Origin of the sequence: Rhodoferax sp., from assembly GCF_037143375.1 — a bacterium.
Lineage (GTDB): Bacteria > Pseudomonadota > Gammaproteobacteria > Burkholderiales > Burkholderiaceae_C > Rhodoferax.
Map to the genome: position 1 here is coordinate 23,921 of NZ_JBAWYV010000004.1, position 20,664 is coordinate 44,584.

Sequence of the window (20,664 nt, forward strand, 5' to 3'; positions counted from 1 at the left end):
TTTGTCCATGGAGTCACGGATCAAATTCCATGACCAACAATTTAACGTTGGAGAAATAAATGAGCATGAAGTACAGATTATTTCTAATTGTCTATTTTCTGGCTATGACCAGCTTCAGCAACTTTACTAGGGCCAATGAAGTGCTTCAAGGTCATGTCGTCAAGATTGAGACTCGTGGTGCTGTTCTTCCAATTTACACAATCTGGAATGAAAAGGCTGTTGCGACTTTGGTGCTGTATTCCGGTGGTGGTGGCGGGTACGGAAAAATTGGCGATGACGGCTGGCCCAGCAGTTCGAATTTTCTAATTCGATCTGCAAAACTTTTTGCAGCCCACCCTTTCAACCTTGTTTTGGTCGGCAGGGCTACGGATGTACCCACCCTTGATGGAGTCACCCGCATTGGTGAAAACCATAATCTGGATAACCAAGCAATTTTTCGAGCCATCAAGTTAAAAAGTCCCGTGCCGATTTGGTTGATTGGAACCAGTATGGGCACCATTTCAGCCACCGCTGCTGCGATCCATGACGGTGGTCAGAACATCGCAGGGATCGTTCTCACATCGTCTATCACCGCCTATCGAATCAAGGGTGCGGTGCCAACCCAAGAATTGAGCAAAATAGTGGTTCCGGTGCTGGTTGTGCATCACGAACAAGATGCTTGCAAGGTATGCACACCGTATGAGGCTAAGAACATTGCAGATGGCCTGAAAAATTCACCCATCAAAAAGACCATTTTAATTAGCGGCGGCGCCGATCCAACGGGCGACCCATGTGAACCAATGCACTATCACGGCTACATAGGAAAGGAAAAAGAGGTTGTTGACCTGATTGCCACTTGGGTTGGTCAACCTTCAAACTAAATTGGTTGTTCAAGCTTAGGAGCTTTTTATCTCGCACATTCAATAGCAGTTTCATGCAGATCTTGCGAAGCCGGTTTTCATCTTTTGAATCCCATCATTTTTTCAGAAGGCCTTCAAAATTGAACATCTGCATGGAGAAAAATCAAAACCCGGTACACAGGCGACTGGCTAGAACGGCAGTATTTAGTCCACTCAATCGTTTCGACTAAATTGCTCTTGGCAGCCAAACCGTAACCGTCGTCCCCTTGCCCATCGTACTGTGAACGTCAACACGACCATGGTGAATTTCGATTATCTCTTGGACAATATTCATGCCCAATCCCGTTCCGGGAATTTTGCCCGAAGTATCCGCACGATAGAATCGTTCGAACACTCGCTCTAGCTGAGCAGCTGTCATGCCGATACCCTGATCAATGACGGTTACGCCAACAAACTGCCTGTCTTTCTCGGTTTTTATTCTGAAATTAATGATGACATTGCCGCCTTCGGGGGAGTACTTATAGGCGTTCGAAATTATGTTGGTTAACGCCTGCTGAAATTTTCCACAATCAACGTTGATATTGAGTGACTCGGATGCGGCAACCACTATAGGAAAGTCGCGATGCTCGGGAACTTTGAAGTCTTTGATTGTTTTCGTGACAAGGTCATGAATGTTTGCAGTTTCCAGAATGAAGTCATCACCCCTTCTTGCCTCAATTCTGGCGAGGTCGAGAAGATCGTTAATGATCTTGGCGATTAGCACTGACTGCCTGTGAATGATGGACGTCATTTCGTGTCGTTCATCCTCGTCGAAATCACTATTGAGGAGCACCTCGGAAAACCCCAAAATGCTAGCCATTGGCGTGCGCAATTCATGGGCTGCGGTGGCCAAGAACTCATTCTTAAGATTCTCAACTTCAGTTTCATGAGTGACATTACGAATGTGCAAAATTTGTGAGACCGAATCAGAAGTACCTTTCCGTAATGCGATGCGGAGAACCTTATTGCCGGGAGCGGCAACGACAATAGTGTTTTTAAAATGATGATCACGACCTTGGTCCTCGACCTGCTTCGTCATCATGGATGCGATCCCACTGAATCGCCGCGTCGGAATGCATGCGCTTGCCAACTTCTCTGAGAAATCAAATTCATTCAGCCCCAAAACGGACTTTATTGAAAATCCACTAAGCCGTGAGAACGCCGGGCTTACATAATTTACGCAATGGCTTGCATTAAAAGATACAAAACCATCCGGACTCAAAGCGAAGATTGTCTCGAGCTGTGCAGATTTTTCTTCAATATCTTTGTTAAGTTGTGATTCAGCCTGCTGCCTTCGAACGATCTCAAGTCCAACCAGCCATGCCAAACCCAACGCAAAAGCAAGCAGAGCTGTAGCAGCCAGAATAAGTTGCTTTAAGACAAGTTGAATCGGCTCTTCCACTTCTTTTGCGGGAATACCGATGACCATCGACCATCCGGTCACTACTGAGCGGTCGAATACGGTGTAGACGGTGTTTCCCTCTTGATTGATGGCGGTGAAGAGTCCGCTTTGTGAAGCAGAAATCGGTTTCGCCAGAGAGGGCGTAGCAGGAACACCCACATAGCGTTCCGGGTCACGTGAGCGGCCAGCTAATACCAGACGACTGTCAATGATTGCACCCGTCCATGTCGAAGGTAGATTCTGTTCCGCAAACAAACTATTGATTGCATTGGGATCCATCGCGACAGATAACACAAATCGAACTTGATCGTTGCGAAAGACGGGTGCCATGAGAAGGGAGAACGGCTTCTTTGTGACGACGCCAGAAGTGAACGCGCCAACAATCATGGACTTGCGCGTCTTAAAAACATCATCCACTGCATTTGATGCAACACTGGCCAACGCCCCCGCAACCGGTGTAGCAGTAGTGGCGACAATGGCATGCGATCTTGGATCGATCAGAGACACCGTAAACCATTTGCCGTTGGTTGCGATCACTCGCTTGGCATTCATTATGAAAGCGGCCAAGTTATCGGCGTCGAGGCTGGCGTCTGTCGCCAGAATTTCGACTTGCTTCATCTGACCTAGCAATTCGTGGTCAACAGCCACTCTCAGTGCACTGGTGGTGCTCTTCAAGTTATCAGCAATGGCCAACTTCTTTTGGTCAACGATCATCCAGGCAACGCCGCCACCAAAGATTAGCAACGGCAGCACGGCAACCATAACCAACCCCACCAGTGCTTGCCAGACACTGTGTTCCTTCCATTTGCGCTGAATGTTCATGATGTCAAGGTAAATTCTTAGTCCGAAAATATGTGGCGGTTATCGACTGAAGGTCAGTACAGACTAGGCCTTGCACATACACAAAGCATAGATAATTTTCAACATGTCTGGCGTGAGGTCGAAGACGTAATGCTGAACCGTAACATTGGTCAGCGACCACCGATCGACCGGAATATTCAGATGCCTTCTAGCCGCAACCTCCAATTAGGAAGTTTTGAACTATAGGACCCAACAAACCCGAAGTTCAATTTTACCCAGCACTTGCGCCAGTTCCCCCCAGACGAAACACATTTTTTGGTCGAAATGCAAGGATTGACTCGCCGTCCGCAATAACAGCTAACCGCAACAATCTGAGTCTGAGGGTCACACGACCAGCGGCTTCCTGGAGCACGAGTTATCAAATGCAATGGGCCGCGAGTTTTTTAAAGGATGAAACTAATGCGAATTCTCAATCGAGGAATGGCATAGATGTAAATACTTTTGTTTCTTCGCCTACGTAGAGGCAATCATGACGGCCAGCCGATCGAGTTCAGCGGCGGCCCGCGCTATTACGCGACCAGCACTGATGGTGGCGCGTACGATTGGACTTTCCGTGCGACCCTGCCGCTGTTGCTCCCAATGCAGGCTGAGAAGTCTTCAGCGTTCCATAAACCAGCGACTACGTCTATGTCGATGTTGAACGCCCCGCTGATCGTATTAGTGCTCTCGCTGCTCAGCCTCTTCATTGGCTTCAGCTTCTCGATGGCCGTGAGCCGCTACGACCAGCGCAATTGGCACCGAGTTCGTTCGCGCCGATCTGTTGAACCAGGTTAAGGCCGCCGCAGTACGCACGTTGCTACGCGAGTACCTGGCTAAACGAGTGTTGTTTTACACGACGCGCGATATGCAAGAGCATGCACAGCTCGATTCGCGCACAACTAGGCTGCAGAGTGCGCTGTGGTCCGCCGTCGTGGCGCTGGTTGTCGCGGGCATGAACGATGTGTTGAACGCGCAGGTCTATGCCCAGGCTGCGCCGTGGCTTACCGACGCGCAAAACCTGAGCAGCTTGGCGAGCTCACTTTCCACACCCTGAGCGTCACATGGGAGGGTGTGCCGGTGTGGCCAACGCTGGGAGGGCGAAACCATTTCTTCCCTGTCTCGCATATCACTTCACCGCCGGTGCTGTTGGTAGCGGATAAAGCCCAGGCGCTAGATTGAGGAAGCCTCCTGCGGAGGGAGTCAGCCGCAACCAAATCAGATTAGAAATCAGGCCGCAGTAACCGGCGTAGTCTCCGATTTTTCAGAGACACCGGCCGACTCAAAACTGGCCATCTCACGCAGGATGGTGCAGGCCGATTGCAACAGCGGCCACGCCAGCGCCGCACCCGAGCCTTCGCCCAGACGCAAGCCCAGATCGAGCAGTGCTTGCACGCCGAGGTACTGCAACATGAACTCATGGCCGCGTTCCCCCGAGCGGTGCGCAAACACGCATGACTGCAACACCAGCGGTTGCAGCGCATGCGCAACCAGCACTGCCGAGGTGGCAATAAAGCCGTCGACCACCACCACGCGGCGCTCGGTAGCGGCTTGCATCACCGCACCGACCATGGTGGCAATCTCATAGCCCCCCAAAGCGGCCAGCGCTTCAAGCGGCGCGGTTGCCTGTGGATGAAAGGCCAGCACTTCGCGCAGCACCGCTGTTTTACGCACTACCGCAGGCGCGTCCAGACCGGTACCGGCGCCGGTGCACACCTCAATGTCCAGACCGGTCAAACGGGCCAGCAGCAAGGATGCCGCCGAGGTATTGCCGATGCCCATTTCACCCAGCAACAGCGCGTTGCCCGGCAAACCCTTGACGATGTCGCGTCCGTTTTGCAGCGCTTGCTGGCATTGGGCGGCGGTCATGGCGGCTTGCGCCGACGAATCGGCCGTGCCCTTTTCACCACCGGCCACCTTGCGCACCAGCAAGCCGGGGCGCTGGGTGCCTGCAGGCAGACCGGCCAAAAAGTCATGATTCACGCCGCAGTCAACCACAGTCAGGCTGATGCCGTTCTGGCGTGCCAGCACGCTCACCGCTGCGCCTCCAGCCAAAAAGTTCTCCACCATCTGCCAGCTCACATCGCTTGGAAACGCGGAGACACCTCGGGCAGTCAGACCGTGGTCACCGGCAAACACCACCATTTGGGGCTGGTCCATCACCGGTGATTCAGTGCCCAGGATTTCACCCAACTGCAGCGCCAGCGCTTCAAGCCGACCGAGTGAGCCCAACGGCTTGGTTTTGTTGTTGAGCTTGTGTTGCAGGGCTTGCGTGAGGGCGGGTGCGCGGATGTCAGCCAGGGTCGGCAAAGTCGTGTTCATAAGGGTTCTTCGAGTTGGTTCAGTAAAAAATCAGGCAATCAAACCGGCTAAAACACCGGCTTCAAAATGTTGTTCAATGAAGTCGGCCAGGCCATCAAAAACGACGTCCAGCGTCGGTACCGGGCCTTGCATGCTGTCCCCAAACAAGGCTTGCAAAGCGGCGGCATCTTCAAACAGACCGTGCAAATACAGGCCCAGCACGTTGCCTGAGGCGTTCTGCCAGGCCAGGCCACCGGGCATGACGATGCGCGCCACGTCACCGGCTTTGGCCATGGCAGGGTGCTGCGCCGTTTGGCCGTGGTGAATCTCGTAGCCGGTTACTTGCACACCCGCCAAGGTGGCCCACGGCGTCGACACTTTGATTTGGATTTCGCCATGCACGTCATCGGTTTTAAACAGCTTGTCATGCAGGGCAATGCTGACATCAAACACCGCCTGGGTGTGACGCACGGTTTTTTCAGTTTCAAACACGGTGACCAAGGGCAACAAGCCCAAGCCGGGCGCATTGCCATCAATACCGTGCGGGTCAATCAGCGCCTCGCCCAGCAGTTGCAGGCCGCCGCAAATACCCAGCACCGCACCGCCCTGCCCTGCATGCTTGGCAATGGCCGCGTCCAGTCCCTGCTCGCGCAACCAGGCCAGGTCGCCACTGGTGTTTTTGGAGCCCGGCAGGATGATCCAGTCGGTCGGCACCAGACCCACCAACTCCGAGGGCGAGCGCACCCACTGCAGGCGAATACCAGGAATGTTCTTGAGCGGTTGAAACTCATCCAGATTGCTGATGCGCGGGTAGGCGATGACGGCCACCGTTTTTGTCACGGCACCCTTGGCTGTGCTGCGGTCATCAAATACCCCGTCTTCTTCCGGCAAACCGTGCTGCCACCACATCGGCAGCGTGGCCACCGTGGGAATGCCGGTGAGGTCTTGCAGCATCTGCGGCGCGGGGGCCAACAGGCTGGCGTCGCCGCGAAACTTGTTCAGCACAAAGCCTTTGATCAGCGTTCGCTCGTTTTCCGGCAGCAGCGCCCAAGTGCCGTACAGATGGGCAAACGCGCCACCGCGGTCGATGTCGGTCACCAGTAGGCAAGCCGCGTTGCTGTGCAGCGCCACTCGCATATTGACGATGTCGCTGCTTGAGAGGTTGATCTCGGCTGGGGAACCCGCGCCTTCAATCACCACCACGTCGTTCTCGGCTATCAGTTCGTCAAGCGCTGCTGCAATCTGCGGCCAGACCTTCAGGCTGCGCCCGCGCCACGGCATGGCGGTCAGCGCTTCATCAACCTGCCCCATCATCACGACTTGACTGTGGGTGTCGCGCTCGGGCTTGAGCAGCAGCGGGTTCATGCGCACCTCGGGCACGGCGCGGGCCGCGAGCGACTGAAAGTACTGGGCGCTGCCGATTTCGCCACCGGCACTGGCCAAACTCACGTCAACACCAGCGCCTGCGGAGACAGTGCCAGCCACGACGCGGGCGTTGTTGCTCATGTTTTGCGCTTTGAAAGGGACTACTTTGAGGCCCTGACGAGCGTAGTGGCGACACAGCGCGGTGGTCAGCCAGCTTTTGCCAGCACCGCTGGTGGTGCCGAGCACCATCACGCATTTGGCAAGGGGTTTTAGGGGATCTGTCATTTTTTAACTTTTCAGGCCAACTCAGTGGTTCTGCTGGCTTTAAACGGAACACTAAATTCTGGTTGATTTTGTGCAGCCTCAATGGCCGGCACATCGCACTTTTGCAACTCAAATTCCAGCGCATCCTGCGCCTGTGGCGGCAACACGCCGAGCCGCACATGGCCAGGCAAGCCAAACGAGGTGGTGTCGCGCAGATTGATACCTTTGGCGCGAAGAGTTGACAGGTCACAACCCGGCGCTGGACGCGCACAGAAAAAATTGGCGTCGCTGGGCAGACAGTGCCAGCCCAGGTTTTGCAACAGGGTGATCTGGCGGGTTTTCCAGGCTCTCAAGGTCAGCAAACTACTGGCCAGCCAGGCATGCACTTCAGGCTGCACCCAGGCTTGCAGCATCGCCACGCCATGAGCGCCGACTGGCCAGGACGGGCACAAGCGCTCCAGTGCGGTGACCGTTTCTTCGGCGCCAAGCGGCGCAATCACATAGGCAGCGCGCACGCCGGTAAGGCCCAGCGCTTTGTTGGGTGTCCATAGTTGCCAGACTTGAGAAAGTTTGTCGTCCGTCAGGCTGGGCTGACCGCTCAGACGTAGGGTTTCGTAGGCGCGGTCGAGTACCAGCGGTGTTTGACCAGCCCCTTTGAAGCGCTCAGAGCGGTTAGTTTCGGGTTGCGAAGCTGAATTTGAATCTCCACTTTGAACTTCGCTTTGGTAAGCGTTGATTAGTTCGGCTGGCCACAAAGCGTGCGCCCCACCCAACGGGCTGGAGGGTTCGCAGGCCCAAACCAATTGCGCGCTGTCAGCTTGCCGCGTCACGGCCAAGCCCCAGGCTTGCGCGGCTTGAGCGTAGTCGCCGTAGCTGTGAGGCGGAAGGCACACGCGGCCTTGGATCTGGCCCCTGCCCGACAACTCGCCAGTTTGGTCCTGTCCGGTCTGGCCATTAAGCCGCTGCGCAACATACGCGGTGATGCGGAAAATGAACTCGCTGGCGCTGCCTGCCAGGACCACGCGCCCAGCCTCAACCCCGTGAAACTGCGCCAACTGCGCGCGCAGATGGGTGTAACTGGCATCGGGGTAGCGCGTGGCATCGGCTTGCTGCACGGCGGCCAAGGCGCTGGGGCACGGGCCGCAGGCGTTGCTGTTGGTCGAAAAATCAAACCTTGGCACGCCCAAAGCGTCCGGGCCACCGTGAATGCGCGGGTTCATCGGCTCACTCCATACGCTATTGAGTAAATAGCTGCTTGCGCAATGAATACGAGGGCTACAAGCACTTTTGATGCATAAACGGTGGCCTGCTGCGTGTCTTGCGCCAGCGGCGCTCGGCCGGCGGCGTTGAGCACATAGACGCCCGGTTTTTGCAGGCTCACACCCAGCGCCAGCGCCATCGCAGCCATCGGCCAACCACTGTTGGGGGACGCGGTGCGGCGTGCCTCGTCGCGCAGTCGTGCCATAAAAGGGTTTGAATCCGGCGCATTTTGATCGGGGCTGATGGCGTCGATCAGTTGCGGGCGTGCACTGGCCAGCGTCTGCAGCCAGAACACCAAGGCCAGCAGCCAAGCGGTGATGCGCGCCGGAATCCAGCTCAGCACGTCGTCGGCCCACGCCGCCCACTTGCCCGCCCACTCCCAGTTTTGGCCCTTGTAAACACCCCGGTAACCCCACATGGCGTCGGCGGTGTTGGCAAGCCGGTAGAGCGCGGCACCCGGCAGGCCCAGCAGAACGAACCAGAAAATCGGCGCGACGACCGAGTCGTTCAGGTTCTCGGCCAGTGTCTCAATCGCGCTTTCGCGCACCTGGGTTTCAGTCAAATGAGTTACCTCACGACTCACCAGCCAGCTTAGGCGCTCACGCCCCGCTGCCAGCGAACCACCTTGCGCGGGGTTCAATGCGGCTTCAACCGACAGCACCTCGCTGCGCAACATCGCCCAGGCCAACATCGGCTTAAGCGCCACGCCCAGCAACAGCGCCGCGAGCACGCCACCGGCCCAGGGTCCAAGCACCAAGGGCAACCACATCAACCCGATTTGAAACAAGTAAGATGCTATGCTAAATATAGCTACTCCCGCAGACCACGTAAGGGCTGCAAGCCAGAAAGCCTTAAGGTCTTGCGCTTGATCAGCGCCAGCCTGCGGTGTAAACAACAGCTCCTGCCGCGCCACGCGCTGCAACTTGCGCCCGGCCCAAGCAAGGTAGTTACCGATCCACACCACCGGGTGAAACCGCGATGCGGGCTCGCCTAAAAAGTGGTCGATCACCAAGGCAAGTAGCAACGCCGCAGAAAAAACAAACGCCTCCAAGCCGGTACTGGTGAGCGGAATGAAGGTAAAAAACATCGGAGAAATCAGGTCTGAATTAGCAGATTGCAGACAAAGTTGACCGTCAACGGCTTCGCCTTAACCATCGATCTCAGCCCAGCAATTGGGGGTTTCATACAGTGTGATTTTGGTCAGCGACAGGTGGCGGCCATAACGATCCTGGTAAACGCCCTTTAGAGTATCGAAGGCAATCTTGGCCAGGTTTTCGACCGTCGGCACGCGGTCGATGACGACCGTTTTGTGGTCCGGCATGCTGTCCAGAAATTCGCGCACCTGGGTATCGCCCTGATAGACGATAAAGGCGTGGTCCCACAGGTTGACCAGATACTGATTCGCCAGCGCCTTGATATCGCCAAAATCCATGATCATGCCGTTGTCGGATTCACCGGCTTTTTCAACCACCTCTCCTGTGAGGGTGATGAGCAAGGTGTAGCGGTGGCCATGCAGGTTGCGGCATTGGCTGTTGTGGTCAGGAATCCGGTGACCGGCATCGAATTCCATTTTTCGGGTGATGGTGAGCATGTTCAGGGCTTCTGGGCGAAGTTAAGGGATTTGAAGCAGTTTATGCGTCTGCAGACTGAGCTTCCACAGCGGATGCGCTTTGCAGTAGGCAATGGCGAGTTGCAAGTTCTCTTTTTGCAACGGGCCATCCATCGCCTGAACAAAATGGTGCTCAAACGCGAGGGCTTCGTACTCGGACAATGGTTGCCCCATCTGCGGAATCACCACCTTGATTTCGTTGCCCTGAAGCACCACCAACTCGGCGCCCATTTTGGGGCTGACGCACACCCAATCCACTCCTTCGGGCACCGGCAAGGTGCCATTGGTTTCGATGGCAATCTCAAAACCCACTTGGTGCAGGGCGACAATCAACGCGACATCGAATTGCAGCAAAGGCTCGCCGCCGGTGAACACCACATATTTGTGATCCGGGTAAGACACGGGCCATAGCTGGTTAATGCGGTCCGCCAAGGTTGGTGCGTCGTTGAACTTGCCGCCACCAACGCCGTCCGTCCCGACAAAATCGGTATCGCAAAACTGGCAAACGGCACTGGCCCGACTGGCTTCAACGCCGTTCCATAAATTGCAACCGGCAAAGCGGCAAAACACGGCCGGGCGCCCGGCGTGCTGGCCTTCACCTTGCAGGGTGTAAAAAATCTCTTTGACGCTGTAGGTCATGCTCAATCCTCAATGCCACGCTGTGCCGGAATCCCCGCCTTGAACGCGTGTTTCACCATTTGCATCTCGGTCACGGTGTCGGCCAACTCAATGATCTCCGGCGGGCAACGGCGGCCAGTCAGCACCACATGTACATGGCTGGGGCGGGTTTTAAGGGTCTCCAGCACGTCGTCAATCGGCATCCATCCGTAAATCAAGGGATAGGTAATTTCATCCAGCGTCACCATGAAGTAGTCGCCGCTCAGGATGGCCGTCTTGGCTTTTTGCCAGCCGTCGCGGGCCAGCTGCGCGGAATGCTCCAGATCCTGGCTCTTCCAGCTAAAACCGTCGCCCAGACCTTCAATCGGGATGCCCAACTGTTCGAACATGCGGTGCTCGCCAAAGCGGGCGCTGGGCACTTTCATGAACTGGAAAATCTTGACCGCTTTGCCGCGCCCGTGCGCCCGCAAGGCCAGACCAAAGGCGGCCGTGCTTTTGCCTTTGCCGTCACCGGTGTTGACGATGACGATGCCACGGCGTTCGCCTTCGGCTTTTTCGTAGGGCTTCTCAGTCGGAGCTGTTTCGATGTGCATAGTTTTAATGGGGGTCAGATCACGATTGTTTTGAAAAATCTAAAGTTTGAAATTAATGAGGTTCTGACCCCCATTAATTAGGCAGAGCGACCCACTGTTCAGCTAGGGCGTGAATGGTGATGCGTTTGTCAAACACATCTTCAAGGGCGCGATGGGTGGCGAGGTCGGCGCAGGCACCTTGGTGCGTCACGCTCCCTTTTGCCATGATGACCATTTGGTCGGCGTGCAGCGCAAACGAGATTTCATGCAGCACGCTCACCACCGTCTTTCCTTGCGCAATCAAATCGCGCACTACCACCAGCCAGTCGGCCTGGTGCGGCGGGTCAAGGTTGGCCAGCGGTTCGTCCATCAGCAACACCTGCGCCTGCACCGCCAAAGCGCGGGCCAGCAACACGCGCTGTCGCTCACCGCCGGAGAGTTGGCCCAGCGTTCGGCCACGCCACTCCCAGGCTTGGGTGGCACGCAATGCTTGTTCGACAGCGACTTGATCAGCAACACTCGGGGCGGCCAACCAGGGTTGATGCGGCAATCGGCCCAGCATGGCGACATCCCAGACCGTCAAATCTTCGCCTGAGTTTTCGTTTTGACCCAGCCAGGCGAGTTGCTGGGCCCGCATGCGGCCCGGCATTTTGGCCAACGACTGGCCCAAGAGCGTGACCGTGCCGGTGTGGGGCAGCAGCCCGGCCAAAGCTTTGAGCAGGGTTGACTTCCCCGCGCCGTTGGGCCCCACGATGCTGGTCCAGCAGCCACTCTGCAACGCGAGGTCAATCCCATGTAAAACTTGAACATTTCCGAGGCTAGCCCTTATGGCGTCTGCCTGGATAGCTATTGAATTTATAGTATTTTTCACAGCGCAGCCCCAGAAGATGCACGGGTGCTACGGTGCATCAGCCACAGCAAATAGCCGCCACCCAGTACCGCCGTGAGCACGCCCACCGGCAACTCTTGAGGCGCGATCAGCCAACGCGCCAGCATGTCGGCGGCCATCAGCAAGACGGCACCCATCAGGCTGGACAGAAAAATCAGGCGGCCATGGGTGGTTTTGCACACCGAGCGCACCAGATGAGGCGCGGCCAAGCCCACAAAGGCAACCAAGCCGGTCTGCGCCACCGCCGTACCGGTAGCCAAGGCCATTACCGCGACCAGCGCCACGCGCATTTGCGCCAGCGGCAAGCCCAAACTGGCGGCCGTAGCTTCGCCCAACGAGAGACCATCCAGCGCATGGCTGAGCATCCAGGCCACCACCATGCAGACCATCCAAACTACGGCCATCAGCGCGCAAGCAGTCCAGCCCACAAAGCCGGTGCTACCCAGCATAAAAGCCTGCATGGCCTGCGTCACTTCGGGCACCATCAGCATCGTGAGCGAGGCAAAAGCACCCAGCACCACGCCCACAATCACCCCGGCCAGCAGCAGGCGCAAGGTGTGTTGCACGCCTTTGGCCAACAGCAGCGTCAGCAGCACCGCACCGACCGCCCCGGCAAACGCCGCCCCGGTCAGCCCCAAGCGCACCAGCCATTGGGTGGCAAACGGCGACACGCCAAAAAACACCAGCGCCAGCGACACGCCCAACGAAGCGCCCGATGCGCTGCCCAGCAAATACGGGTCGGCCAGCGGATTGCGAAACAAGCCTTGCGCCACGGCGCCAGCCAGGCCAAGCAGCGCGCCTGCGGTCCAGGCGCCCAGCGTGCGTGGCAGGCGAATGTCCCACACGATTTGCATCGCTACAGGGTCTGACCAGGCTTTAAGCACACTCTCAAAACCGGTGCTGCCGACACTGGCACCGATCAACAGCAAAGCAACGCTTGCCAACAACAAGCCCAGCCCCAACAAAGAGGCGATACGTTGCTGACGGCAAATATCGGTCACTGCGATTTATCCCCTAAACATTGGGCCATGATGCGGGCGCCTTCAGCCATGCGGGGCCCGGGGCGCACCACCACATCAGACTGCTCGACGGTAAATACGCACACCCGACGCTCCTTGATGGCGCGAATGCCGGGCCAGCCGGGGCGTCCTTCCATGCCTGCGTAGTTGCGGTCGCCGACCATGATCACATCGGGGTTGGCGCGCACGACGTACTCGGGGTTGAGTTTGGGAAACGGGCCGAGGCTGGCAGGCACGATGTTTTTAGCGCCGAGACGCGTCAGTGTTTCGCCAATAAAAGAGGCTTCACCGGCGGCATAGGGCGCGCGGTTGACCTCAAAATAAACTCGCGTATTTTTGACTTTGGCAGGCAGCGACTGCGCTGCGGCCAGCACGCCGGCATCAATCACACGCCAGACGCGCTGGGCATCGGGCACTTGCAACAGCTGACCGATTGTTTCCAATACGCGCTTCACATCGGCATGGGTTTTGGGTTCCAGCGCCACGACCTTGATGCCCAGGGACTGCAAGCGTTCGCCAGCGCGCGAAGAAATAGCCATCAGTACCACGTCGGGTTTGAGCGCCACGATGGCTTCGATATTGGGGTCCAGACCGCCCCCCACTTGCGGCAGTTTTTGCAAGCTTGCCGGGAAGTTTGAATAGCGATCAACACCGACCAGGCGCTGGCATTGGCCCAGCTCGCACACGGTCTCGGTCAGCGAGGGCAACAGGCTGACGATGCGCATGGGGGTTTTATCGAAAGTAACAACCAGGCCCCGGTCGTCGGTGACTTGCAGGGCGTGGGAGGTACCAGAAAGCGTGAACGCTAAGGTCAAAGACAGTGCTGCCAGGACGCGGGGCGGCAGTGGGTTCTGCTTCGTGTCCCCCGCCCGCGTTGCGGGCTCCTCCTTGACCTGCGCAAAACCCACTACCGCCCCGCGTCCGAGATGACTAAAGAGCGCAAAAAAACGACTGGGTTGATTCATTGCCATGGCGTTTCTTTCAAAGTCAGTGGCAAACCGGCCGCCATCAAGGTGACGCGCTGGCAGGCACCGGCCACTTGCTGGTTGAGCGTGCCCAGCGCATCGACAAAGGCGCGCACCTCGGAGCCCATCGGGATCACGCCCAGGCCAATCTCGTTACCGACCAGAATCACTGGGCCGGGCGCGCTGGAGATTGCTATTAATAAAATAGCTGCTTGCGCATGATGTACGGGGGCTAGAGGCTGATTTCTTAAAAATTCTTGATCAGAAGCCGCCTCTACAGTCCCTAGATCCTCTTGGGCGAGTGCTGGGGTGAGGGATGACGCCATTGGCATCATCTGATTCGTCAGCCACAGCGTGAGGCAATCAACCACCAGCAGTGTGTTGGGGCGGCTGAGTTCGGTGATTTTTTCAGCCAGCGCCAGCGGCTCTTCAACGGTGGTCATGCCGGGCACGCGCACGGCCCGGTCGGTCTGGTGGCGGGCAATGCGCTGCTGCATCTCGTCATCCCACGGCTGGGCGGTGGCGATCAGCACGGCGCGGTGGCTGGTGGACTGTGCCAGCCAGTCGCGCGCCAGCATTTCTGCGCGGCGAGATTTGCCACTTTTTTGACCGCCCAGGATGAATTCGCTGCGGGCTAGCGTTAGGCGAGGTTCAAACATGGAGGCGACTCCAGTCCATCACGATGCGGTGCAGTTGCGCCACACCATCGGTCAACGAGGCGGGGCCGGGTTGCAGGATGTCGGCCGATTTGATCTCGAACAGTTGTTTGTTTTTAACGGCATTGACGTTTTCCCAACCGGGACGGCCCGCCACTTTTTCGGGCCGGAATTTCTTCCCACACCACGATCCGATGATGATGTCGGGGTTGCGCCGGACGATCTCATCGCCATCGGCAATGATGCGGTTTTTGCCTAATGACTGGCTTGCCAGTTCAGGAAAGCAGTCATCGCCCCCGGCAATACCCATCAGTTCGGACACCCATTTAATGGCGCTGATGTGGGGCACGTCCCATTCTTCAAAGAAAATTTTGGGGCGACGCGGCAGGCTGGCGGCTTGTGTTTTGATGGCTGCTAATTGCTGCTGCATGAGCGCAATCTTCTCCAACCCTTGCGCACCCTGCCCCACCATCGCCGCCACTTGGTACAGCATGGCAAAAATCTCGGCCACGCTACGCTGGTTGAACACTGTCACCTGCACGCCCTGACGGATCAGGGCGGCGGCAATGTCGGCCTGCATGTCGGAAAAACCGAACACGCAATCGGGTTTGAGTTCGAGGATTTTGTCGATCTTGGCGCTGGTGAAGGCGCTGACGCGGGGTTTTTCAGCCCGCGCCCGCGCTGGTCGCACGGTGTAACCGGAGATGCCGACAATGCGGCTTTCTTCACCGAGCAGGTAAAGCCACTCGGTGGTTTCCTCGGTCATGCAGACGATGCGTTGGGGAGTAAGTTCCGCTAGAAACAGGGCATCGTCAGACATGATTTTTCCTTGTGGTGAAGCTGATGAGCGCTTAGAACTTCACGCGAAGGGAGGCGGTGAAGGCACGGCCGGCTTCGGGGTAGATGGACGTCGTAGCACCTGCATCACACCAATAAGCTTGGGTGTAATATTTTTCATCCAACAAATTCGCAACACCAAAGGCGAACTCGGCATTGCGAAATTGGTAGGCATAACGCAAGTCCACTGTGGTGTAACTCGGCATTTTGCAAACGTTGGCGAAATCAGCGCTTTGCTCGGCGACCCAATTCACACCCCCATCCAAGGTATGGCCGGGCAGCGGATGCCAATCAGCTCTGACGGCCAATGTTTGTTTGGGAACCAGCGCCATTTCGTTGCCGGCATAGACGCCACCCGTAAACTTTGCCTCGCGCATTGCCGCGTTAAATCGCATGTTTACTGACGCGTTGAGGGCCTGCTTGACCTCTAGTTCCAGCCCTTGCCTTTGGGTTGGGTCAAAGTTAATGTTGACGTAGGCAATGGGGTCAAAACCAATTTCGTTGTTGAGGTCATTTCGGTACCAGCGCAGTTCAACTTGACCACTTGGCAGTTTCCAGCGTGCACCAAGCTCTAAATCGCGTGAGGTTTGGGTTTTTATGGTTACGGTTGATGAAAATGAAGCCAAATCATCCACATTAGGTAATCTATAACTGCTGCCTAACCGCCCGTAAAGCAACATATCATTCAGAACAGACTGACTTACACCCAACTCCCACGCGCTCTGAGTTGGATTCAAATTTGTACCCGATGATCCCTCTGCTTTTTTCACTTCTTCCGAACGCCAGCCAACACTCAAACGGGTTCCGGTCGCGAGAAAAGTTAGATCATCTTTAAAATAAACAGCGGTGGCATCGGCAGATGCCAAAGTACCAATCAACTTATAGGGTGAGGTGGTATGGGTCACGACACTATCCCAATTATTTTGGTCGTATCCGATCACGAAGGCGTTAGCGGTAGTCGTGCCCATTTTCACCTCGTGGCGGGCTCGCAAGCTGTAGTTTGACGCTTCCACGTTGTAACCTTGAAGCCCACCCCACCCCAACATAAACGCAATATTTTTCTTTGAACGCTGGTTCGCATCAGCGGCCAATTGCCAATCGCCCACGCTGGCCTCGGCAAAAACTCCAGAATTATCTTTCTTGATTGAGCCATAGTCACTTATGGTGCTAGCCTTGCGAGGATCAGCAACGTAATCCGCCGCCGTCAATGCACCCGGAAGACGACTATCCAGCGAGTTCTGGCCGGCCCGAGCACCCAAGCGAAGCCAGTCGTTACTCCACTGCCCGGAAACATTCAAGCCATTGGAAACAGAAGCAAAATTTTCCCGGTGTCCATCACTACGGCGGTCATCCGCAGCTATGTCCATAGAGAAGCCACCCGAGGCGAGCACCACATTCGCCCGAACATCCTGCAAACCGTTGCTGCCGGTGGCCGCATACAGTTGAGCCGAGTTAACGCGCTTCACACCTAAGCCCGCCCTGGTCGTCACCACAATGACACCGCCTGTCGCGCCCTCGCCATACAGCACCGAGCCGGTTCCACGCAAAACCTCAATCCGCTCGACGGAATCAATGGGGATGGACGACAGCCCCGCGGTCGATTGATCGCCCTCATTCAGACGCAAACCATCCACAATGACGACCTGATTACTGTCAGCAGTGATGCCAAACCCCCGCAGATCCAGCGTGTAGTTATTACCACCAGAAGTATCCAGACGCCCCGGAACCCCCAGCAACTTCATCACTGCCTCATTGACCGAAGTAACACCCGAGGCCTGAATCTCTTCAGCCGTAATAACGCTGACGCCAAATGGAAGCGATGCAGCAGGCTCAGCAAATCGCGTCGCAGTCACCACGACCTCCTTCAGGACTGGTGTCGTTTGGGTTTGCGCCAAAGCGGGAAATGCAGCGGCCAAAGCCAATGTCATCACGGACAAGCGTGTGCAGGAAATACAAGTTTTCATAAATTCGAAGAATCAACAATAAATACCCTCACCGTCGTCCCCGACAGTGCATGAGCGTCACGGCAGCACGCAAGCGTGCAACCACCGTGTTGGCCGGTATCCGGGCTGGTGGAAGCAACCTCCATCGCCTTCCCAAGCGCATGTTCAGAACGCTCAGTGGCCGTGATGGAAGCGGAATCAAAGGATTCGTCCACTTACCGTTGCGGGGGCAGCGCAGGTTAGGTTGGCTGTTAACAGCTTCTCCCTCCTGCTTCCCGTTGAACTGCGCCGTGTGAACCACGCCGCGAGCACCAACGGGAGGATTCTACAACCTCAAGCTGATCCAAACCCTACAATAGGCGGCTATGTCGAACCCATCTCAAATCGACCAGATTGCCGAGCGTGTTGAGCGTTTGCTCGTCCGTTACGAAGAGCTGCAGCGCACTAATGCACTGCTCGGCGCTCAGGTCGAATCCCTCACCCAAGAACGCGATTCACTCAAATCCCGGCTCGGCGCTGCCCGCGCACGGGTCGATGCACTCCTTGAGCGGCTCCCCGAATCAATTGCCACCCCTCTTCAAAATGGTGCCTCATGAAACAACTTGAAGTGCAGATCATGGGCCAAAGCTATTTGCTGGGTTGCCCTGAAGGGGGCGACTCCCGCTTGCTGGAAGCCGTCGAACGTGTGGATACCGCTATGTGCAAAATCCGCGATGGCGGAAAAGTTCGCGCCCGTGACCGCATCGCTGTTCTGGCAGCGCTCAACCTGGCCTTTGATTTGGCAGATCACGATACTGTCAAACCGATAGTGCCAGAGCGGGCAACACCGCCCGCCATGATGCAAGGCAGCTTGCTGGGTGATCAAGCTGAGGGCAATGACCCCACACTCTCCGCTCTTCTGGGTCGCCTGAATGTTGCTCTGGGTGAGGACGGGCGTTTGTTTTAAACCACGATTTTTGTCCATCCTGGCGCATTCCAGCTCTACAATATTCAGTGTCTGCAGTGTTCGCTGGGCTTTATATTTCTTGTACCAATGCTCTTAGAGCCCGGGCTTGGAACATCGCTGGTCAGGCGTGACCATCTCGCGTTAGATGGACCCAATGATCAGCTGACCTCGCCCACCTGAACCCCGGTTCAGGATGCCGGTCTGGTGCCACTGCAGACACCTTCCCTTTTATATACCCCCCATGATTCTTGAACCCCAGTTGATCGTTGAACTTGCCCTTTTAGGCTTAACGACTGGCTTTCTGGCTGGCCTGTTGGGCGTTGGCGGCGGCATGATGATGGTGCCATTCATCACAATCATCTTGTCGGGCCGCGGCTTAAGTCCTGACCTGGCCGTCAAGATGGCGATTGCAACCTCCATGGCTACCATCCTCTTCACCTCACTGTCCAGCGTGCGTGCACACCACAAGCGCGGTGCCGTGCGATGGGATCTCGTCAAAGGTCTGGCGCCAGGTATTGTGCTGGGGGGCGTTATTGCCAGCCTGGGGGTTTTTGCACTTCTCAAGGGTGCATGGTTGGCCCTTTTTTTTGCTGCTTTTGTGAGTTTCTCGGCGACCCAGATGTTCCTGGACAAAAAACCCGCACCCACTCGTCAAGTACCAGAGACCGTCGGACTGGTGGGCGCCGGTGGTGTGATTGGTTTCCTGTCGGGCTTGGTGGGAGCTGGCGGGGGTTTTGTGAGTGTGCCGTTCATGGCCTGGTGTAATGTCCCCATCCACAACGCAGTAGCCACCTCGGCTGCGCTGGGTTTTCCTATTGCTCTGGCCAATGTGGTGGGTTACGTCATCAGTGGTCAAGGCTTGCAAAACCTGCCGCCCCATTCTTTTGGCTACATCTGGTTGCCCGCACTGGGTGTGATTGCATGTTGCAGCGTGTTAACAGCACCTTGGGGCGCCAAAGCAGCGCACAAGCTTCCGGTTAAACCGCTGAAGCGTGTTTTCGCCAGTATTCTTTATCTGCTGGCCGCCTATATGCTTTACCGGGGATTGACCACGGTCTGAATCGAGCGAATCCAAAGGCCCACTGCGCCAGCTTCAACCGAATTCATGGCCGACGAAAGGCCACCTGCTGGGAAGACCAATATTTTGAATTCAAACGGTCAAGCCTGACTTCACCGCCCGTAGATGGCGCGTGCACAAAACGGCCATCTCCAACATAAATACCCGCATGGGTGGGCACGTCGCCTTGCGCAAAGAGAACCAGGTCGCCCGTGCGAATGTTGTCACCAGATACCGGTCGACCCCAATCTTGCAACATGGCGACGGTTCGAGGAGGCGCAACCCCGGCCCTCGTCTGATAGACGTAGCCAATCAGGCCACTGCAGTCAAAGCCGGCGTCTGGCGTGTTGCCGCCGTAGCGATACGGGGTTCCGACCAGGCCCACCGCATAGATGGTGATGTCGTTCGCCTGCCCTTGCGACAGACGCGACGGGACTGAAGAAGAATCAATCGAAACAGAACCCCGATTGACCGACGGCACAGTGCTGCAACCTCCCAGAACGAGAAGGAAAAGAAGGGAGATTTGCCAAAACTTAAGGCGAAGAGCACTGAATAAATGCATATTAAAGTTACCAGCTACCGTTGGATTGCCGGCTGCGTATGAAAGACGCAATGATCTCGATGACATCCGGACGACTCGGGCGTTGAGCAAAATCAAGGGCCGACAAACCCAAATCATTTTTTAACGTGGGATCAGCCCCGGCTTCAAGCAACAACTTGACCGCCGAAGGCGTTCCGTATTGAGCGGCCATCATGAGCGGCGTGGTTCCGTTGGGTGAAGCGGCATCAATATAAGCATGGTTGTCGAGCAACAAGGTCATGACGGACAGGTGACCATTGGTGGCGGCGTAGTGAAGCGGCGACCAGCCAGGCTTGTTAACGTCTGCATCTTTGACAATGAGCTGTTCGCAAACATCAGTCAACCCCTGCAATGAAGCCAACATCAGCGGGCTTTCGTCTTGAAGCGTTCGAGCTTCAACGTTGGTTTTCGGCCAGTTGATCAGGACAGCGATCACCTTCAAAGACGGCTCGCGAAGCGCCAGTATCAGTCCATGTTCACCGTCTGGATTAAGCGTATTCGGATCAAAACCGCGGTTTAACAAGGCGCTGACGACTCCCGCATCGTCTCGTTTAATCGCCATGAAGAAGTCATCAAACGACCCTGCGTGAGACGCAGAAAACCCAATTAAAACAATAAGATAAAAGAAATTCTTAAAGTTATTAATTAAATTTAAAACCACAAATA

At 56.2% G+C, this 20,664-nt stretch carries 22 protein-coding genes and 1 riboswitch; of the genes, 6 read left to right on the forward strand and 16 right to left on the reverse strand.

Annotated elements, in window-relative coordinates:
- Positions 1 to 59 precede the first annotated feature (59 nt).
- A complete protein-coding gene (locus WCG50_RS01220) occupies positions 60 to 860 on the forward strand; it encodes an alpha/beta hydrolase (protein ID WP_336897733.1) in 801 nt (266 codons plus the stop codon).
- Between the two features lie 205 nt (positions 861 to 1,065).
- Here WCG50_RS01220 and WCG50_RS01225 read toward each other — a convergent pair whose 3' ends face one another.
- Entirely contained in the window at positions 1,066 to 3,102 is a 2,037-nt protein-coding gene (locus WCG50_RS01225) for an ATP-binding protein (protein WP_336897734.1), read from the reverse strand.
- A 480-nt stretch (positions 3,103 to 3,582) separates the two neighbouring features.
- On the opposite strand from WCG50_RS01225, the gene WCG50_RS01230 reads away from it, so the two are divergent.
- The gene (locus WCG50_RS01230; RefSeq protein ID WP_336897735.1) at positions 3,583 to 3,915 is read left to right on the forward strand and encodes a hypothetical protein; all 333 of its coding nucleotides are present in this window, start codon (positions 3,583 to 3,585) and stop codon (positions 3,913 to 3,915) included.
- A 46-nt stretch (positions 3,916 to 3,961) separates the two neighbouring features.
- On the forward strand, positions 3,962 to 4,174 hold the full coding sequence (locus tag WCG50_RS01235) for a hypothetical protein (protein WP_336897736.1): 213 nt from the start codon (positions 3,962 to 3,964) through the stop codon (positions 4,172 to 4,174).
- Positions 4,175 to 4,347: 173 nt separating this feature from the next.
- Here the strand turns inward: WCG50_RS01235 and cobT are convergent, their stop codons facing one another.
- From cobT to WCG50_RS01300, 13 genes are all read right to left on the reverse strand, one after another.
- On the reverse strand, positions 4,348 to 5,439 hold the full coding sequence (gene cobT / locus WCG50_RS01240; protein ID WP_336897737.1) for a nicotinate-nucleotide--dimethylbenzimidazole phosphoribosyltransferase: 1,092 nt from the start codon (positions 5,437 to 5,439) through the stop codon (positions 4,348 to 4,350).
- Between the two features lie 30 nt (positions 5,440 to 5,469).
- The gene (locus tag WCG50_RS01245) at positions 5,470 to 7,068 is read right to left on the reverse strand and encodes a cobyric acid synthase (RefSeq protein ID WP_336897738.1); all 1,599 of its coding nucleotides are present in this window, start codon (positions 7,066 to 7,068) and stop codon (positions 5,470 to 5,472) included.
- Between the two features lie 11 nt (positions 7,069 to 7,079).
- Positions 7,080 to 8,267: an aminotransferase class I/II-fold pyridoxal phosphate-dependent enzyme gene (locus WCG50_RS01250; RefSeq protein WP_336897739.1), complete on the reverse strand. Its 1,188-nt coding sequence runs from the start codon at positions 8,265 to 8,267 to the stop codon at positions 7,080 to 7,082.
- Complete coding sequence (cbiB, locus tag WCG50_RS01255) at positions 8,264 to 9,394, reverse strand: adenosylcobinamide-phosphate synthase CbiB (RefSeq protein ID WP_336897740.1); 1,131 nt, start codon at positions 9,392 to 9,394, stop codon at positions 8,264 to 8,266. Before cbiB ends, WCG50_RS01250 begins: the two co-directional genes overlap by 4 nt.
- A 60-nt stretch (positions 9,395 to 9,454) precedes the next feature.
- On the reverse strand, positions 9,455 to 9,898 hold the full coding sequence (gene queD, locus WCG50_RS01260; RefSeq protein ID WP_336897741.1) for a 6-carboxytetrahydropterin synthase QueD: 444 nt from the start codon (positions 9,896 to 9,898) through the stop codon (positions 9,455 to 9,457).
- A gap of 21 nt (positions 9,899 to 9,919) precedes the next feature.
- A complete protein-coding gene (gene queE / locus WCG50_RS01265) occupies positions 9,920 to 10,555 on the reverse strand; it encodes a 7-carboxy-7-deazaguanine synthase (RefSeq protein WP_336897742.1) in 636 nt (211 codons plus the stop codon).
- A 2-nt stretch (positions 10,556 to 10,557) separates the two neighbouring features.
- The gene (cobO, locus tag WCG50_RS01270; RefSeq protein ID WP_336897743.1) at positions 10,558 to 11,127 is read right to left on the reverse strand and encodes a cob(I)yrinic acid a,c-diamide adenosyltransferase; all 570 of its coding nucleotides are present in this window, start codon (positions 11,125 to 11,127) and stop codon (positions 10,558 to 10,560) included.
- A 73-nt stretch (positions 11,128 to 11,200) separates the two neighbouring features.
- Positions 11,201 to 11,965: an ABC transporter ATP-binding protein gene (locus tag WCG50_RS01275; RefSeq protein ID WP_336897780.1), complete on the reverse strand. Its 765-nt coding sequence runs from the start codon at positions 11,963 to 11,965 to the stop codon at positions 11,201 to 11,203.
- An 8-nt stretch (positions 11,966 to 11,973) separates the two neighbouring features.
- Positions 11,974 to 12,996: an iron ABC transporter permease gene (locus tag WCG50_RS01280; RefSeq protein ID WP_336897744.1), complete on the reverse strand. Its 1,023-nt coding sequence runs from the start codon at positions 12,994 to 12,996 to the stop codon at positions 11,974 to 11,976.
- Positions 12,993 to 13,985 carry a helical backbone metal receptor gene (locus tag WCG50_RS01285; RefSeq protein WP_336897745.1) on the reverse strand — a complete coding sequence of 331 codons (993 nt, stop codon included), beginning with the start codon at positions 13,983 to 13,985 and terminating at the stop codon, positions 12,993 to 12,995. Before WCG50_RS01285 ends, WCG50_RS01280 begins: the two co-directional genes overlap by 4 nt.
- Positions 13,976 to 14,638 (reverse strand): bifunctional adenosylcobinamide kinase/adenosylcobinamide-phosphate guanylyltransferase, encoded by a 663-nt coding sequence (locus WCG50_RS01290; RefSeq protein WP_336897746.1) that lies wholly within the window; start codon positions 14,636 to 14,638, stop codon positions 13,976 to 13,978. Before WCG50_RS01290 ends, WCG50_RS01285 begins: the two co-directional genes overlap by 10 nt.
- Positions 14,631 to 15,455 carry a cobalamin-binding protein gene (locus WCG50_RS01295; protein ID WP_336897747.1) on the reverse strand — a complete coding sequence of 275 codons (825 nt, stop codon included), beginning with the start codon at positions 15,453 to 15,455 and terminating at the stop codon, positions 14,631 to 14,633. The genes WCG50_RS01290 and WCG50_RS01295 overlap by 8 nt, the downstream gene beginning before the upstream one ends.
- A gap of 31 nt (positions 15,456 to 15,486) precedes the next feature.
- Positions 15,487 to 17,400 carry a TonB-dependent receptor gene (locus tag WCG50_RS01300; protein WP_336897781.1) on the reverse strand — a complete coding sequence of 638 codons (1,914 nt, stop codon included), beginning with the start codon at positions 17,398 to 17,400 and terminating at the stop codon, positions 15,487 to 15,489.
- Positions 17,401 to 17,509: 109 nt separating this feature from the next.
- Positions 17,510 to 17,746, reverse strand: a riboswitch (cobalamin riboswitch).
- A 34-nt stretch (positions 17,747 to 17,780) separates the two neighbouring features.
- Between WCG50_RS01300 and WCG50_RS01305 the strand changes: the two genes are divergently transcribed.
- From WCG50_RS01305 to WCG50_RS01315, 3 genes are all read left to right on the forward strand, one after another.
- Positions 17,781 to 18,011, forward strand: coding sequence for a DUF904 domain-containing protein (locus WCG50_RS01305; RefSeq protein WP_336897748.1), 231 nt, complete (start codon positions 17,781 to 17,783; stop codon positions 18,009 to 18,011).
- Complete coding sequence (locus WCG50_RS01310; RefSeq protein ID WP_336897749.1) at positions 18,008 to 18,361, forward strand: cell division protein ZapA; 354 nt, start codon at positions 18,008 to 18,010, stop codon at positions 18,359 to 18,361. Before WCG50_RS01305 ends, WCG50_RS01310 begins: the two co-directional genes overlap by 4 nt.
- Before the next feature lie 241 nt (positions 18,362 to 18,602).
- A complete protein-coding gene (locus tag WCG50_RS01315; protein WP_336897750.1) occupies positions 18,603 to 19,421 on the forward strand; it encodes a sulfite exporter TauE/SafE family protein in 819 nt (272 codons plus the stop codon).
- A gap of 43 nt (positions 19,422 to 19,464) precedes the next feature.
- Here the strand turns inward: WCG50_RS01315 and WCG50_RS01320 are convergent, their stop codons facing one another.
- Both WCG50_RS01320 and WCG50_RS01325 read right to left on the reverse strand, forming a co-directional pair.
- Positions 19,465 to 19,899: a C40 family peptidase gene (locus WCG50_RS01320; protein ID WP_336897751.1), complete on the reverse strand. Its 435-nt coding sequence runs from the start codon at positions 19,897 to 19,899 to the stop codon at positions 19,465 to 19,467.
- An 88-nt stretch (positions 19,900 to 19,987) separates the two neighbouring features.
- A complete protein-coding gene (locus tag WCG50_RS01325) occupies positions 19,988 to 20,644 on the reverse strand; it encodes an ankyrin repeat domain-containing protein (protein ID WP_336897782.1) in 657 nt (218 codons plus the stop codon).
- Positions 20,645 to 20,664 lie beyond the last annotated feature (20 nt).

Bases quoted from the DNA above. Each gene is read 5' to 3' on its own strand.
- WCG50_RS01220 (WP_336897733.1), top strand. From the start codon at position 60: ATGAGCATGAAGTACAGATTATTTCTAATTGTCTATTTTCTGGCTATG.
- WCG50_RS01225 (WP_336897734.1), bottom strand. From the start codon at position 3,102: ATGAACATTCAGCGCAAATGGAAGGAACACAGTGTCTGGCAAGCACTG.
- cobT (WP_336897737.1), bottom strand. From the start codon at position 5,439: ATGAACACGACTTTGCCGACCCTGGCTGACATCCGCGCACCCGCCCTC.
- WCG50_RS01245 (WP_336897738.1), bottom strand. From the start codon at position 7,068: ATGACAGATCCCCTAAAACCCCTTGCCAAATGCGTGATGGTGCTCGGC.
- WCG50_RS01250 (WP_336897739.1), bottom strand. From the start codon at position 8,267: ATGAACCCGCGCATTCACGGTGGCCCGGACGCTTTGGGCGTGCCAAGG.
- cbiB (WP_336897740.1), bottom strand. From the start codon at position 9,394: ATGTTTTTTACCTTCATTCCGCTCACCAGTACCGGCTTGGAGGCGTTT.
- queD (WP_336897741.1), bottom strand. From the start codon at position 9,898: ATGCTCACCATCACCCGAAAAATGGAATTCGATGCCGGTCACCGGATT.
- queE (WP_336897742.1), bottom strand. From the start codon at position 10,555: ATGACCTACAGCGTCAAAGAGATTTTTTACACCCTGCAAGGTGAAGGC.
- cobO (WP_336897743.1), bottom strand. From the start codon at position 11,127: ATGCACATCGAAACAGCTCCGACTGAGAAGCCCTACGAAAAAGCCGAA.
- WCG50_RS01285 (WP_336897745.1), bottom strand. From the start codon at position 13,985: ATGGCAATGAATCAACCCAGTCGTTTTTTTGCGCTCTTTAGTCATCTC.
- WCG50_RS01290 (WP_336897746.1), bottom strand. From the start codon at position 14,638: ATGTTTGAACCTCGCCTAACGCTAGCCCGCAGCGAATTCATCCTGGGC.
- WCG50_RS01295 (WP_336897747.1), bottom strand. From the start codon at position 15,455: ATGTCTGACGATGCCCTGTTTCTAGCGGAACTTACTCCCCAACGCATC.
- WCG50_RS01300 (WP_336897781.1), bottom strand. From the start codon at position 17,400: ATGACATTGGCTTTGGCCGCTGCATTTCCCGCTTTGGCGCAAACCCAA.
- WCG50_RS01305 (WP_336897748.1), top strand. From the start codon at position 17,781: ATGTCGAACCCATCTCAAATCGACCAGATTGCCGAGCGTGTTGAGCGT.
- WCG50_RS01310 (WP_336897749.1), top strand. From the start codon at position 18,008: ATGAAACAACTTGAAGTGCAGATCATGGGCCAAAGCTATTTGCTGGGT.
- WCG50_RS01315 (WP_336897750.1), top strand. From the start codon at position 18,603: ATGATTCTTGAACCCCAGTTGATCGTTGAACTTGCCCTTTTAGGCTTA.